Source organism: Deminuibacter soli (genome assembly GCF_003412455.1).
In the GTDB taxonomy this organism is placed as follows: domain Bacteria; phylum Bacteroidota; class Bacteroidia; order Chitinophagales; family Chitinophagaceae; genus Deminuibacter; species Deminuibacter soli.
Genome location: NZ_QTJU01000001.1, coordinates 630,993 through 646,541 on the forward strand (window position 1 = coordinate 630,993; position 15,549 = coordinate 646,541).

The window sequence follows — 15,549 nt, forward strand, 5'->3', positions numbered from 1 at the left end:
TCGCATAAAAAAGGCCACCCCGGAAGGGGCAGCCCTAAATCAACACTGTAGAAATAAACGTCTTTTTCCTTTACAGCCGGAATTTAATTAGGTACACACAAGGTATTATAAGCCGTTTCACTGGTAGGTATCTGCCAGATGTAGGCACTGTTGGTTGCATCCACCGCGGCAACGCTGCCCTTTGCAGGGAACGGCAAGCCAAGGCGCTGTATGTCAATGGCGTGTATGCCCTCGCCCAGGAACTCGATGTTACGCTCGAGCAATATCGCATCCAGCAGATCCTGTGAGGTAGCAAAACTGCCTGTGGTAAAAGTGGTAGCTGCATCAGAGCGGTTGCGTATCGCATTCAGCAGGGCAACAGACTGTGCGTCTACTGTACCGCTTACACGCGCTTTCGCTTCTGCCAGGTTCAGCAATACTTCTGCATAACGTATCACGGGAATCCAGTCGGGATAAGGTGTTGGCGTTGTCCATTTAGCGAGCCATTTTTTGCCGTTGCTGCCGGAGTAGATAAATCCGCGCCGCGCATCTCCGTCGGTCCAGCTTTTTTCTGCAATAATACCTTTTGCATTCAGCGAAAACTCGCCTGCGCCTCCTGTTGGGGAACTTGCCGGCATATAATACGAAGCCAGCTGCGATTGGCCGCCCGGCACATCAGAACCGGTAACAAACGGCATGGTGAATATCACTTCCTTTGAAGTGTAGCTGGTAAACACAGTTTTTACATTCGCTTCCAGGCCTGCCGGCACACCTGCAGAGGTTTGGAATGGTGCGGTTGCCGGCACCATTTTATTGGCTTCTTCAATTACTTTAGCATAGTTGCCCATGGAAAGGTATACGCGTGTTTTTAATGCAATAGCTGTGTTGCGCTGTGCGCGTATTACATTTTTAGTAGCGTCTTTATAATCTGCCGGCAGGTTGGCTTCTGCAGAATCAAGATCACTGATTATTTGTGCATACACTTCGGCAACAGAGCTGCGCGCGAGATTGTTGCTGCCTGCACTGGTAATACCCTTCAAACGAAGCGGCACACCGGGTTTGCTGCCGTTGCCATCCCAGTAAGGACGTGCATACATTTGCACCAATGCATAATAACATACAGCCCGTATCAGTTTTGCTTCCCCGTTGTATTGTTTGGCAAGATCAGCACCAACAACTGAGTTACCCTTGGCCTGCATGCCTTCCATAAAAATGTTTGCTTTGTTGATGGCCGCGTAGGCTGCATTCCACAAACCAGTGAGGTAGGTATCTGATGATGGTACAGTGAAATCCCACACATTGCGTGCTGTTACCACGTTATTGGTTTCGTTGATAAAGTTTTCTCCGCGCACATCATTGTAAATCAGGTAGCGGCTGGCATAAAAGTTACCTGTTTTAATAGCAGCATACAAGCCAGACACCTGCAGGTTTATACGTGATGCATTATCGAACGCATTGGCATCGGAAATAGAGGTGTTTGATACCGGGTTCAATTTATCTTTCTGGCAGGAACTCAACGATGCGAGCAATAGCATTATCGTTGCAACGCCATATATTTTCAGTTTCATTGTTGCAATGTTTTAAATGTTAGAAGCCTACATTGAGGCCTACTGTAATTACCTTACCGTTGGCTACGGAGTTTCTGTCAACACCCTGTGCAAGACTGCTGTTGCCATTGGAAGACACTTCAGGGTCTGGCCCTTTGTAATGGGTAAGCACGGCAAGGTTTTGTCCGCTTACATATACCCTTATGCTGGCAATGCCCAGCTTCTGTGCAATAGAAGGTTTCACTGTATAACCGAGGCTTACGTTGCGCAGTTTCAGGAAATCGCCTTTCTGCACATTATCAGAAATAGGGTTGGCTGAGCCATTGGATACGTTATCGCCAAATACCAGTTTGGGTATATCTGTTACCTGCCCCTTGGTTGTCCAGCGGTTAAGTACATCGGTAGAGTTGTTCCAGAAACGCTGATCCCTGATAGTGGCCTGTGTACCGTTGTACAGGTAAAAACCGCCCATGTAGGTGAGCAATACATCCAGGTCGAAGCCTTTGTAACGGAAAGTATTGTCAAAGCCGCCATAGCACTTCGGCTGTGTGTTGGCAAAAGGCACCTGGTCTACGGAAGGGTTGATATCCGGCGCCGCACCTCCGCCATCTTTGTATACGTATTGTTTACCGGCAGGCAATGACCTGTCGAATTCTACGGCTTTGTGTGCTGCATTGATAAATATTCTTCTGCCATTATCAGGATCAACACCTGCTGTGGGCAGGAGGTATAAATAACCGGCGGAATAACCTGGCAGGGTAATGTTGGCAGTTTCAAGGCTACTGGTAGATGTTTTAATATTGTCAACACCCGGCGCAAGTGCTGTAACCTTATTTGTTGCAAAACTGATATTGAAGGAAGATGTCCACTGCAGCTGCGTTTTACGCAGCAGTGAAGCAGACAGGGACAATTCAACACCTTTGTTGTACATGGAACCTACGTTCTGCGGAATAACAAGTGCGGGACTGCCGTTAAGACCGGGCAATCCGGTTGAAGCAGATTGCGGTACGTTCAGTATCAGGTTATCGATATTGTTTTTGTACCAGGCCAGTTCACCGGTAATCATATCATCCAGTAACCCGAACGTGATACCCACATCTGTTTTGGTGCTGGTTTCCCAGGTAAGATCTTTATTGCCTGTTTGTGCGTAAGCCAGTGTGGCACTGCCATTGTACAGCGATGTGTTGTAAAGCGAGTAAGAAGCAAAATCATTGATACCGGAGGTGTTACCTACCTTACCATAGCTGCCCCTGAACTTTAATGAATTCACGACTTTATGGATGCCATTATTTGCCCAGAAATTCTCACGGGCAATATCCCAACCACCGGAAAAGCCATAGAATGTACCATATTTACGTCCCGGTGCAAAAGCCGAATAACCATCGCGGCGAAGATTGGCGCTGACGAAATATTTTTTACTAAAGTCATACGTTAAACGGCCAAAGCCAGATACCAGGTAGTTTTGACCAACATTGCCATTGGTATTGCTGGTTGAATTCACCTGCCATCCACCCTGTGTATTGGTAAAGAAGGGATCGCTGACCTTGGTTCTGTCTATACCAAAGCCAGATGTATTGGTTGATTGCTGTTCAGTACCTGCCAGCAATGAAAATGAATGTTTGTCTGCAAACACCGCATCATATTGCGCGGTATTGGTCCAAACCCATCTTCTGTAACGGATGGTGTTTGATACTGCTTCACCGCTGTTGTAGCTATCGCCCTGAATGGGATTCAGCAACTGATTATTGTCAGCATTGAGGTAGTCAATTCCGTATACAGTTCGCAGTGTCACACCTTTTACCGGTTTCATTTGCAGGTATGCGTTGCCCTGTATATGGTTGTTCTCCGTTTTACTGTAATCATTGTCAATCAACGGCAGCGGGTTGTAATAACTGATAGACGGTTTGTTGTTCATGCGGCCTATCTGGTTGCCTTCAATGTTATAGGAGCCATCTGCCTTGTACGGAGCAATACTTGGCGGCAGTATCAGCGCCAGGCGCGCCAAACCGCCTGAACTATAGGCCTGACCTGGTTTTGAGCCTGACCCGGTGGAAGCCAGGTTCATTTCATTGGAGTAGTTTGCGCTTACGCCTGCACTGAATAATTTACTGACCTGGTGATCGAGATTAAAGCGTACAGACTTGCGGTCGAAAGAATTTTTTACAATAACACCTTCCTGTTTGGTATACCCTGCAGACAGATAGTAAGTGGTTGATTCATTACCACCCGAAACGCTGGCGGTATGGCTGTGCGATAAACCGGTTTGATAAATATAATCGTACCACCTGGTGTTGATGGGCTTGCCTGAAGCATCGTTGGTAAAGGTGAAATAGTTGGTAGAATCGTTGTACTGGCCTGCATTTTTCAGCGCTTCGTTTTTAAGCTCCGTATACTGGGTGGCATCAAGCAGTTTCCAGAGGCGGGAAGGACTTGTCCAGCCAACCCAGCCGTCGTAGCTGACTTTTGATTTTCCTTTGCGGCCTTTTTTAGTGGTGATAATAACCACGCCATTGGCAGCACGGCTACCATAGATGGCCGTTGCAGCTGCATCTTTCAGCACATCCATGCTTTCAATATCGCTCGGGTTAATGCTCGCCAGCGGGTTGGATGAGGTGTTGGCCGTGCTTACATCGCCGGTGAAGGTGGGCACGCCATCAACTACCACCAGCGGATATGAACTAAGACTAAGTGAATTATTACCGCGTATGCGGAAGATAGGCGGGTTATTTAACTGGCCGTTGGCGGCTACTACCTGCACACCTGCAGCCCTGCCGGATAAAGCGCCGTCAAAGCTGGGTACAGGAACATCGGCAATAGCAGCACCTTTTACAGAAGCCACGCTGCCGGTAAGGTCTTTGCGTTTTTGTGTGCCATAACCCACCACAACAATTTCTGCCAGGCTGGTGGCATTGCTTGTGAGCTTTACTTCAACCGTTGATTTGCCGGAAACGCCAATGCGCTGCTCTTCATACCCAACAAAGGCAAATTGCAGTGTTTTTACTTTTTCCGTAATGCTGATGCTGAAATTTCCCCGGGCGTCTGAGATGGCAGCCTGTACTACCCTTTTTTCTGTGCCGAGTGCGGCAATTGTTACGTTGGCGAGGGGAGCGCCTTTGTCGTCAGTTACCCTCCCGGTAACTGTACGTGCAGTCTGGGACAATGCATCGCCTAGCAGCAATAATATTGCCGCAGCCATGCCCAATAGTTTTCTCATGTGTGTAACCTTTAGTTTTGGATGAATTACTAATATAACCAATCCTTAGCAAAAAAATAAAAGAAAAAGGCGACTAAATGATATTTTTAGATGTCGTAAATGACAAATTAAGAGGCTAAAGCACCAAAATGAATATATATAATCGTTTATAATATCATTTGAATATTCGGAGCAAAAAGGCATAAAAAAACGCCGCAGGTATACTGCGGCGTTTATAAAACAAGATAGGGTTGTTTATTATTTTTTTCTGCGGAAAAGCCATATCAATACAGGCAGCAGAATAAGGTTGGTAAATGTGCCTACAATCAGCGTAAGCGAGGTTAACCAGCCCAGGGCTTTGGTACTGCCAAAGCTGCTTACACAGAAAATGATAAACCCGGCAATCAGCACCAGTGAGGTATACACAATACTTACACCGGTGTGATGGATGGTTTGAACCAGTGTTTCCTTTACATCGTTTTTATAATTGGGCAACTCCTGTTTGTAATTGACGAGGAACCGTATCGTGACATCGATGGCAATACCCAATGCCACGCTGAACACCAGTACGGTACTTGGTTTCAGGGCAATGCCCGTCCAGCCCATTACACCGGCAGTGATCATCAGCGGAATAATATTCGGGATGAGTGAGCACAGCAATATCCTGAACGAGCGGAAGAGATACAGCATACACAATGCAATTAAGCCAAAGCCCCACAACACGCTATCACGAAGCCCGTTGATGATAAAGACAGAACCTTCGAGATAGGTAACGCTGCTGCCAGTAAATGTAACATTGTAATGTGCGGTATCGAATGTTTGTTTGGCCACACTGTCAAACTCATGCAGGATAACCGGCAGGCGCACGGTACCCACGTCTTTCATGTTCACGCTGATACGGGCCACCTGTTTGGCAGAATCCATAAAACTGGCCAGCAGCTTGTTCATGGCTGCAGCCTGTTTGTTATTGCTGCTGCTGTCTTTGGCGCCTGTTTTTAAATACTTTTTAAGAATGGGTGCTTCAAATTCAGAAGGAATGGCATAGTAAGCACTATCGCCATCGTTCACACCCTGCCATACAAATTTGATTCCTTCCATCAGGGATAAAGGTCGCGCCACTTCGGGGCGACCGGCCACATAACGCGAGAAAGAATCTATTTTTTCGATCGGCTTCAGTGAGCGGAAGAGACCGTTGCGTTTTTTGGTATCTACCAGTATTTCCAATGGCATTAAGCCACCGAAATTAGATTCGAACCATTTTAAATCTGTATACAGCACATCGCCTTTTGGCAGGTCATCTACAATAAAACCTTCGGCTTTCAGTTTAAACATGCCGCTCAATGCCAGCAGCACCAGCGCAATGGTTACAGTATACACCCATTTGGTGTGTTTGAACGTCCAGGTTTCAATACGCAGCAACATGCGCTCGAGCATCCTGTTGTCAAGGTATTTCATTTCCCTGGGTTTGGGCACAGGCAGGTAACTGAGTACAGGTGGTATAAAAATGAGCGATATAACAAACAGCAACATAATGTTGAGACCGGCAATTACACCAAACTCGCTCAGCAGGTTACTTTTGGTCAGGGCAAATACACCCAGTCCAATAGCAGCAGCAATATTGCAGAACAGCGTTACCACGCCCATACGGCCCACCATGGTTATGAGTGCCGCGTTTTTATCACCTGTATCTTTATAGGATGTATGGTATTTATTTAAAAAGTAAATACAGTTAGGCACGCCGATTACCACCACCAACGGCGGAATAAGGGTAGTGAGCAGGGTAATTTTATAACCCAGCAATACCATGGTGCCAATGCTCCATACTACGCCGATGCATACTACCGCCAGGCTCATCAGCATGGCACTTACCGAGCGGAAGAACAGCAGCAGTGTAATGGCCGATAATACAAGCGAACCAATCAAAAACCATTTCAGCTCTTTCTGCAGGCGGTCGGCTACCGTGGTGCGTATGTAAGGTAAACCGCTTACATGCACCTGCAGGTTGGTGGCAGTGGCGAACGATTGCACGGGTTTCATGATATCGTTGATAAGCCTTGAGCGTGATTTACTGTTGGCGGTATCCTTGTTTACGGTTACGGCAAACAGGTAGGCATGTGTGGCGGGGTTGTACAGCAGGCCTTTGTAAAAGGGCAGGCTTTCCAGTAACCGGCGGCCACTGTCGAGCTGTTGCTGGTTTAAAGCACCGGTGGCAAATATGCGCGTGGGCACCAGCTTATCGGCTACTGTGTCGCGTACCAGGTTTACTGCCTCGGGTGCATCCAGTATGGCTTCTACCCCTTTTACCTGTTTCAGCTGCTGGTGCATTTTTTCAGCTGCGGCAAATATGGCGGGGGTAAAAAAGCTGTCGCTGGCAATGCCCAGCACTACGGTATTGCCATCGCTGCCGAAGCGTTTGAGGAAAGACTGGTAGTCGCGGTATTTAATATTATCAGTAGGGATGGCCCTTGAAAACTCATAACTCATTTGAATTTTCCTGGCGAAGAATGCCATCACTGCCGTTGCCACTAACAACAGCACCAGTAAAGCCAGCCTGAACTTCAATATGAACTTTCCTAACCTGTACCACATATAAACAAATTAATATTTGAAAAGGGGGTATTTGCGAAAATCGGATGCAAAGAAAAGCATTCCTTACCGTAAACAACGGGCAAACCCGGCAAATAGCGTACGGGCATCGACAACGGAAAAAAATTTTGCCATATGAACCGGACATTGTTACTTTGAATTACAAAGCACTTTTATGACCAACCAACCTGCCGGGGCTTCCCTTGATACTATACGCGACATCAAGCAAATGATGGAACGCAGCAGCCGTTTTATCAGCCTAAGCGGGTTAAGCGGTATTTCGGCAGGCGTTTGTGCGCTGGCAGGCGCTTGGTACGTAAACGATACGATTGAACATACCAACTTCGGGCAAGCGTATGCAGCTATAAGCCTGACACTCCACCTGGTAAAAGTAGCGGTGATTGTATTCCTGGCAGCTTTAATTTCTGCATTCTTTTTTACTTACCTGCGCAGCAAAAAAACGCATGTGCCTATCTGGGGTACCCAGGCACAGCGCTTAATGATCAACATGATTATCCCGCTGGGTGTGGGGGGATTGTTTACGCTGAAACTGGTTGACCTTGGGGTATACGGACTGGTAGCGCCGTCGTGCCTTATCTTTTATGGTTTATCGCTGCTGAATGCCAGTAAATACACTTTTAAAGAAATAAGGCACCTGGCAATAGTTCAGCTGTTACTGGGATTAACCAATTGCTGGTTTGTTGGTTATGGATTGTATTTTTGGGCGGCAGGTTTTGGCATTGCACATATTGCCTATGGCGCTATCATGTGGTGGAAATACGAGAAGCAAGCATGAAAAATCCGATAGAACATCTGAATAAAATATTCGACAGCCGCATCAGGCTGGGTATTATGAGCGCACTGATGGTGAACGAATCCATCAACTTCAACGATCTCAAGGAACTGATCCAGGTTACCGACGGCAACCTGGCCAGCCACCTGAAAACGCTGGAAGAAGCCACTTACATTAAAGTGCAGAAAGCATTCATCGGGCGCAAAACCAATACTACTTACAGCGTAACCAAGGCAGGCGAAAAAGCATTCAAGTCGCATCTCGATGCCCTGGAACAAATGATCCGTTCAATGAATTAAATTTTTTTGCACAAATACTTTGAAACACAAAGCACTTTTAAATACCGTTAACGATAACAAATTTCAATCATCAACCTTACATAATCAACATTATCATGGCAACCACCTCTTCTTTCAACAACATATACGCGGGCGGAAAAATTATGCTGAAAGCCGGCTTTACCGGTTTGCTTACCTTATTGCTGCTTATCCCCGCCTGGTTTGTAATGCAGCTGGTGCAGGAGCGGCAGGCCCGGCAGCGCGCGGTAACGCAATCACTTACTTCGCGCTGGGCAACTGCGCAAACTGTTAGCGGACCATACATTGTTGTGCCTTATCAATCGAACTTCAATACGCAGCAATACCTTATGCTGCTGCCGCAAAACCTGCAGGTGCAGGCCAGCTTAAGTCCGGAAAAGAAAAGCGAATCTATTTACCAGGTATTGCTGTACCGCTCACACATCAGCATGCAGGGCAACTTTAACTTTAAACTGCCTGCTTCCGTTAACCCTGCTGTGGTGCATTGGGAGCAGGCGCGGCTTTACCTGGGCATCAGTGATCTTAAGGGCATGGAGGAAACGCCGCATATTACCTGCAAAGACAGCCTGGTTAACCTGCAGGCAGACCTGCCCGTAAAACGCTCTGACAGCACGGGTTTCTCAGGCCCTGTAACACTGGATGCTACGCAGGTTGGCCAACAGGTATCCTTTGCCGTGGAGTTTGCGCTTAAAGGCAGTGGCTCGCTGCATGTTACACCACTTGCAGCCAACAGCAAACTCATCATGCACTCTACCTGGAGCCGGCCGGGCTTTGATGGCAATACCCTGCCTGTTTCCAGCACGGTGAATAACAAAGGCTTTAACGCCACCTGGGTATTCAATGAAGCCAATATGCCCTTCGGCACGGCTTTAACCGATGTGTTGCCCGATAAAGAAAATATCTCCGTAGGGGTATCGATGATTCAGCAGGCAGATGAAGACCAGTATGCCAAAACCCTGCGCTGTATTAAATATGCGCTGCTGGTCATCGGCCTCACTTTCGCGTTGTTTTTGCTGATTGAGTTGCTGCAACACAAACCTTTTCACCCGGTACAATACCTGCTGGTGGGCTTTGCGCTGGTGGTGTTTTACACACTGCTGCTCTCTTTCAGCGAGTATATTGATTTTGACGCAGCTTACCTGGTTGCCGCTATGGCCACCATTGCCCTTATTTCCCTGTATGCCCAGGGACATTTTAAAAAATGGCGAACTGCTGCTGTATTCGCCGGTGCCCTGAGCCTGTTGTACGGATTTCTTTTTGTGATTATACGCCTGCAGGATACTGCCCTGCTGGCAGGCAGCATTGGTTTGTTTGTGATTCTGAGTGTTATCATGTATTTCAGCCGGAAAATAAGCTGGTACCCTAACCCGGTTGGCTTAAACCCTGACCAGTCTTTATCCGAAACCCTGTAAAACCTGTGAACAGCAAAACGCTCAGCCTGCCTGAACCCTGCGCCGCTGAGCTTGTGCAAGAAACACCGGGCCCGTGAAACCAGGGGGAATCACGGGCTTTTTTATTCTCTCCTTTCAACGAAACATTCAAACCAGGTATGCATGAACAATAGTATCATTCCATTTATCAAATCGTTCTTTTATGCCTTCGACGGCATCATCCAGTTTTTCAGAAGCGAGCGCAACGGGCGTATCCAGCTGTTGCTGGGTTGCGCAACCATTGTGTTGAGTGCCTGGCTGCACATCAGCGCCGGGGAATGGCTGCTGGTTATTGGCAATATTGCGGCCATTATCTCTTTAGAGATGGTGAACAGCGCAGTAGAAAAGCTGTGCAACCTACTGCATCCGGGTCAGCACCCGGCCATAAAATTTATCAAAGATGTGGCTGCCGGCGCGGTATTGTGGTCGGCTGTTTGCAGTGTTGTTATTGCCTGCATTGTATTTGTACCCAAGCTTAAATTGTTGTAATCATGGCCAGGTTAAACCTCACCGAAAAACTGGTACTGGCACATGTTGCTTTTACCCTGCTGTTGATAGTGCTGCGCCTGCATTACAATACCTCGCCCGCGTATTTTTTCTATGCCTGGAACCTGGTGCTCGCCATTGTACCCGTTGTGCTGGCCAAACTGCTGGCCCGCCAAGCACGGTGGGGTTGGAAAAGTGCGGCACTATGCGGCCTGTGGCTGTTGTTCTATCCCAATACGGCTTACCTGGTTACCGATATACTGCATTTCAGCAACCGGCCGCCTGTACCGCTTTGGTACGATTTGCTGATTGTACTTTCTGCCGCATGGAATGGCCTGTTGTTATTTATGCTGTCACTGCTGCCTGTTGAAACCTGGCTGCTGCTGCACACGCAGCTGCGCCGCTTCCCGGTACTGGGTGCCACAGGCTTGCATGTTGCCTGTGCATATGGTATTTACCTGGGCCGGTTTCTGCGTTTCAATAGCTGGGATGTGGTGAGCGACCCGCAACACCTGGCGCATACGCTGTTTCAGCATGTGTTCGATCCGCTGCACAATATGCAGGCCTGGGGGTTTACGTTTTTGTTCGGCCTTTTTCTCGCCCTCAGCTTTTACACCATAAAAAAACTGCCCGGCTTCCAGTAGCCGGGCAGTTGTATTGCACTGTTGTAAAGTATGTTTAGAAATCAAGTCCCAAAGCAAAATACCAGATCGGGCTTCCGCGGAACACGCCTTTCATAGGCCAGCCTGCATCAATTTTCAGGAAATAGCCCAGCAATGTACTGCGTGCACCAAAGCCATAACCGCCTGCAAAAGGACCAATACCGCCTGACCGGATTTTTACGGTAATGGGGTTGTTGCCATCGTTAACATTGAAGATAGAGGTAGGACGGCCGATATTGCTTAAACTGCCTGCCCAGGCTGTACCAAAATCAAAGAACTGTACCAGCTGGAAGTTGCGCACAAAGGCGTTGTTGATGGGTTTATTAAAGAAAGTGGTAAACACCGGCAAACGCAGCTCACTGTTTATTACCATGGCATTGTTGCCATTGGCCAGGTTCTGGTTGTAACCACGCATGTTTATAGCGAGCGACTGGTACCTGTAGTTCTGGTCAAACGAGGCGTAATTGGCCTGGTTAAATTTGGCGCCAATCCAGCCATCTGCACCACCCAGGTAATAGGCTATGCGGTCGCGGCCGAAAGAGAAGTCGCCGGCAGCACGGGTTGCCCATATAAAGTTGCGGTATATTTTCAGGTAATGCCTGCCGTCGAAACCGATGTTGAAAATTTTGGTGCCTTTTTCCACGTCACCACCTACCGGGATAAACATGTCGGCGTAGATTTTATAACGCAGGCCATTCCAGATGTTCTGGGCAGGGTTAATGCTGTTATCGTACACATACTCCAGCCTTGACACGATGGTTTTGTCAAGTGAATCGGTCAGCGGCAAACCGGTTGGGTCTGGATAACCGCCGGAATAATAATCAAACGGACGGAACGTAATCCTGTCTGTACGCAAACCTGCGGTTAAGCGGACACTTTTGGTTTCATCAAACGGATAAGAAATATTCGCCTGGTACAGGTTGGTCACCAGCATGTGCTCGTACCCCAGCTCACCACCGTAGAAGTTTTTGGTATTGCTGCGGTAGTAGGTTAAACCCCAGTCCAACCGCTTACGTAGGTTCTGGAAAGAGAAGAATACGTCTTTATCAGTAAGGTTGGTACCAAAACGGAAACCGCCTACAAACTTGATGTCTTCCATCAAATCGCTCACTCCCACCCTGAAGGTGAAGTTTACATCGTTGCCATTGTTCAGGTAAATGGGGCCTGACTGGGTATAACCGCCAAACGGCTGAAAACGGTTGATGAGTATATTATTGGTAATACCTGCCACCAGGTAGTCTGCACTGAATTTGTAGCCATACTTATACAGCCTGGCTTTGGCCAGTGTACCGGCTTTTTGGCCAGGCACCTGTGGTAAGCCACGCACCGGGTTGGCAGCAGCGGGCGGCGCTTTGCCGGGGGTAACAGCAGGTTTGGTACTGTCGCCCGCTTTGGGCTTCTCGTCTTCAAACTCGTTCTGGAAAATATTTTCCTTGGGCTGATTGCCCGGTTTGTCTGCCGGTTGCTCAATTTCTTTGGTATTCTGCAAACGGGTTTCCTGCATCTGCTTTTTAATGTAGTCGGTTGGCCTTGCATTCACATTGCGTTTGCCCAGGGCTACCGAATCAACACGCAGTTTGTACAGGAATTTATAATCCCCTTCCCTGCGCACTTCACTTACCTGGCCTTTGTCGCCTGCAATATGCGATTCAAGCAGGCTGCTCTGGTAGTTGGTGATGGGGAAGGTATAGGTAGAATCTTTGTAAATCTGGAAATAACTGATGCTGTCCGGCTCGCTTTTCTGCCAGGCATTCAGGGTAGAATCCATTTCCTTGTTGGTGGCATTGCGCAATACCTCGTCACCGATGTAATACAGGGTATCGAGGCCATCGCGTGCGGTGGAGAACAAACCAGCCCAGCGGTTATTGATACCGTTCTCTTCGGTTACGAAAGTGAAGTGATTGGTATTGTATTGCGTGGGTTTGCGGGCATCGCCAAATTTCATTTTGGTGAGCTGGGCAATCTGTTTAAACTCGCTTTTGTTGTTGATATCTACCAGGAAGATATTGAAGTGGTTCCTGCTGGGCAGCACAGTATCGGCATTTACAGCCAGCGGACCAGGTCTGTTGCTGGCGAACATAATACCAATGCGGTTGGGGAACGATACAAAAGTAGGGTCAAGATCGTCGTACACATCATTGGTAATCTGGGTCACCTTCTCATTATCGATGCGGTAGGTAAATACATCGGAGTGGCCGTTTTTCACGGCGCTGATCAGCAGCGTATTGGCATCGAGCATAAAGCTGGCGTCGAGCATCTGGTCAAAACCCTTGATTTCCTGCTTAAAGCGTTTGATGCGGGCCACCACATCGTACACAAACATGTTTATTTTACCATCTTTCCAGTAAATCACCAGCAGCCTGGAGCCTTTACCATCCCATGCCAGGATGGGGTATGACGGATTGATATCGCCGTTGTAGGTGCGCACGCCATAACGCAGCAGCACGTGTTCTTCGGTAAGGTTGTCAACATATTTTACGCTGTAAATACCTTTTTTAAATTCCACCACCGCGTAAGAGTTATCCCTGTTGTTGGGATTGGCGGCAAAACGAAAGAAATCTTTCTTGGTCACATCTTCCACCACGCTCAGGCGGCCTTTCACGGCGTTCTTGCGCTGACGCAGGTCTTTCGCGTATTTATCTTCCTCGTAGGTCATGAAATCGCTGAGCACTTCCTTGAACTTCTTTTTACAGATGCGTTGTGAGGCGCTGTTCAGGTTTTTGTATAAGCGGGCGAGATAGAGGAAATAGGAAACGTTTTCTTTTTTGTAGCGTTCGGCGATGTAGTACCAGAAGGCATGGCCGGCAATGAGCGGCTTGTCGAAGGCGAACTGGTAAAAGTTGGTATAGGTGCCGCTGAGCATTATGCTTTTCAGTTCATCGTCTTTTGCGGGGCTCCAGGGTTCGGCTACGTAGGCTACATAACCATCGGTAAGCCATTTGGGTAAATCGAGCAGGGCCTGGTTACTGGCTATTTCGCCGATATCGTCGCCGAAAAGAATATTGTCAACCAGGATACGGGCAATGCCTTCGCGTATCTGCCTGCGCAGGTCGTTGTGGTTGCCGTTAAAAAACAGGATCACCTTATTGTTCACCAGTTTGGTCATGCCACCGGCATTCTGCCAGTCAAGGTCAATCCCGATATTGCTGGTTTTGTAATCGTCGTAAGTATTGTACACGATCAGATTAGCCCTGCGCTGCAGTGAGTACTCAACCCCGTCTTCAATGGAAGGCAGCTCTTCTTCAGCCACCTGGGCAACAAACTTGCCCAGCTCCAGACCGTCCTGGTTAAAGTAGGAATTGAAATTTTTGGTCTGGTAAAATTTCCACTTGAACTTTTTATACTGCACCCGGTTCTTACCAAATTCAACAGTATTCACCTGTGCATGTGTAAACAGTGGAAGCAATGCAACGGCCAATAAAAAGAGCATTCCAACCCTGAAGCGTTTAACTTGCATATCCGATCTTTAAGAATTTTAAAATTAGCATAATTACTTGTAATAGAAGACGCAAAAAATACAGTTATGATTAAGGTTGAGTTTTTTACATTCAGTCCTTTCCAGGAAAATACATACGTATTATCCAACGAAAAGGGTGAAGCTATTATTATAGATCCCGGATGTTACTTTTCCGCTGAACAGGACACAATAAAAAATCATGTACTGCGCGCAGGACTTACGCCGGTTCAGCTGCTGCTCACCCATTGCCACCTGGATCATGTATTTGGCCTGCGCTGGGCCGCAGAACAATATAAGCTAATTCCCTGGCTGCACCCAGACGAACATCCGCTATTACAGCGCGCACCCGAATCGGGCCTCAAATTCGGGCTGGGCTTCAGCGGGTACACCGGCCCTGTAAACTACCTCACCCCCGGCGAAACCATCACACTGGGCACCGATACATTCACCATCATTGCCGCACCGGGCCATTCACCGGGACACGTGTGTTTTTATTGTGCAGCCCAGCATTTTGTCATCGGCGGCGATGTATTGTTCAGGGAAAGCATTGGCCGTACCGATTTACCCGGCGGAAATCTCGACCAGTTGCTGAACAACATACGCACCCAACTGTTTACATTGCCCGAAGAAACAGTGGTATACCCGGGTCATGGCCCGTCTACCACCATTGGTCATGAAAAAAAATACAACCCTTATCTGCAGTAAGGAAATAACAATAGCATCATTTATCCTTTACTTTGCGCCCCGATAAGATCTGTATTTTTCAACCATTAAATAAATCCATATGCCAACTTACGCTAACCTGCAATTGAACAGGTTTTACCTGGTGCAGGAAAATGAAAACGAAGAACTCCAATTGGTGCAGCCTGTTATGGAAACGGCCAATGCAGTGCTGGTATTTTTGCACAGTGATAACGCCCATACCAGTTTCTGGCGCAAAAAGAACGCTCCCCTGCTCGAAATAGCAGATGAACTAAGCGATGAGCAGATTACAGAATATGAAACTGTTTTTGCTACAGGCGGCGAGGTATACGAAATAACCGAAGAAGAGGAAGAAGACTGGGACGAACAGTAATCCATTTTCGCAACTACATAAAAA

At 47.7% G+C, this 15,549-nt stretch carries 11 protein-coding genes; 7 read left to right on the forward strand and 4 right to left on the reverse strand.

What is annotated here, in order from left to right:
• Window positions 1-83 precede the first annotated feature (83 nt).
• The 3 genes from DXN05_RS02660 to DXN05_RS02670 form a co-directional block, all read right to left on the reverse strand.
• Complete coding sequence (locus tag DXN05_RS02660) at window positions 84-1,547, reverse strand: RagB/SusD family nutrient uptake outer membrane protein (protein ID WP_116845650.1); 1,464 nt, start codon at window positions 1,545-1,547, stop codon at window positions 84-86.
• Between the two features lie 19 nt (window positions 1,548-1,566).
• The gene (locus DXN05_RS02665) at window positions 1,567-4,740 is read right to left on the reverse strand and encodes a SusC/RagA family TonB-linked outer membrane protein (RefSeq protein WP_116845651.1); all 3,174 of its coding nucleotides are present in this window, start codon (window positions 4,738-4,740) and stop codon (window positions 1,567-1,569) included.
• 237 nt (window positions 4,741-4,977) lie between these two features.
• Window positions 4,978-7,308 carry an efflux RND transporter permease subunit gene (locus DXN05_RS02670; RefSeq protein WP_116845652.1) on the reverse strand — a complete coding sequence of 777 codons (2,331 nt, stop codon included), beginning with the start codon at window positions 7,306-7,308 and terminating at the stop codon, window positions 4,978-4,980.
• Window positions 7,309-7,480: 172 nt separating this feature from the next.
• Between DXN05_RS02670 and DXN05_RS02675 the strand changes: the two genes are divergently transcribed.
• The 5 genes from DXN05_RS02675 (at window position 7,481) to DXN05_RS02695 (ending at window position 10,975) form a co-directional block, all read left to right on the forward strand.
• Entirely contained in the window at window positions 7,481-8,101 is a 621-nt protein-coding gene (locus DXN05_RS02675; RefSeq protein ID WP_116845653.1) for a hypothetical protein, read from the forward strand.
• Window positions 8,098-8,397, forward strand: a complete 300-nt coding sequence (locus DXN05_RS02680; RefSeq protein ID WP_116845654.1) for a winged helix-turn-helix domain-containing protein — start codon at window positions 8,098-8,100, stop codon at window positions 8,395-8,397. Before DXN05_RS02675 ends, DXN05_RS02680 begins: the two co-directional genes overlap by 4 nt.
• A 95-nt stretch (window positions 8,398-8,492) precedes the next feature.
• Window positions 8,493-9,827 carry a cell envelope integrity protein CreD gene (creD, locus tag DXN05_RS02685; RefSeq protein ID WP_116845655.1) on the forward strand — a complete coding sequence of 445 codons (1,335 nt, stop codon included), beginning with the start codon at window positions 8,493-8,495 and terminating at the stop codon, window positions 9,825-9,827.
• 141 nt (window positions 9,828-9,968) lie between these two features.
• On the forward strand, window positions 9,969-10,334 hold the full coding sequence (locus DXN05_RS02690) for a diacylglycerol kinase family protein (protein ID WP_245975101.1): 366 nt from the start codon (window positions 9,969-9,971) through the stop codon (window positions 10,332-10,334).
• A 2-nt stretch (window positions 10,335-10,336) separates the two neighbouring features.
• Window positions 10,337-10,975: a DUF1361 domain-containing protein gene (locus tag DXN05_RS02695; protein ID WP_116845656.1), complete on the forward strand. Its 639-nt coding sequence runs from the start codon at window positions 10,337-10,339 to the stop codon at window positions 10,973-10,975.
• Between the two features lie 34 nt (window positions 10,976-11,009).
• On the opposite strand, the gene DXN05_RS02700 is transcribed toward DXN05_RS02695, so the two are convergent.
• A complete protein-coding gene (locus tag DXN05_RS02700; RefSeq protein ID WP_245975102.1) occupies window positions 11,010-14,450 on the reverse strand; it encodes an outer membrane protein assembly factor in 3,441 nt (1,146 codons plus the stop codon).
• A 66-nt stretch (window positions 14,451-14,516) separates the two neighbouring features.
• Between DXN05_RS02700 and DXN05_RS02705 the strand changes: the two genes are divergently transcribed.
• Both DXN05_RS02705 and DXN05_RS02710 read left to right on the forward strand, forming a co-directional pair.
• Window positions 14,517-15,155, forward strand: coding sequence for an MBL fold metallo-hydrolase (locus DXN05_RS02705; RefSeq protein WP_116845658.1), 639 nt, complete (start codon window positions 14,517-14,519; stop codon window positions 15,153-15,155).
• Between the two features lie 79 nt (window positions 15,156-15,234).
• Window positions 15,235-15,525 (forward strand): hypothetical protein, encoded by a 291-nt coding sequence (locus DXN05_RS02710; RefSeq protein WP_116845659.1) that lies wholly within the window; start codon window positions 15,235-15,237, stop codon window positions 15,523-15,525.
• Window positions 15,526-15,549 lie beyond the last annotated feature (24 nt).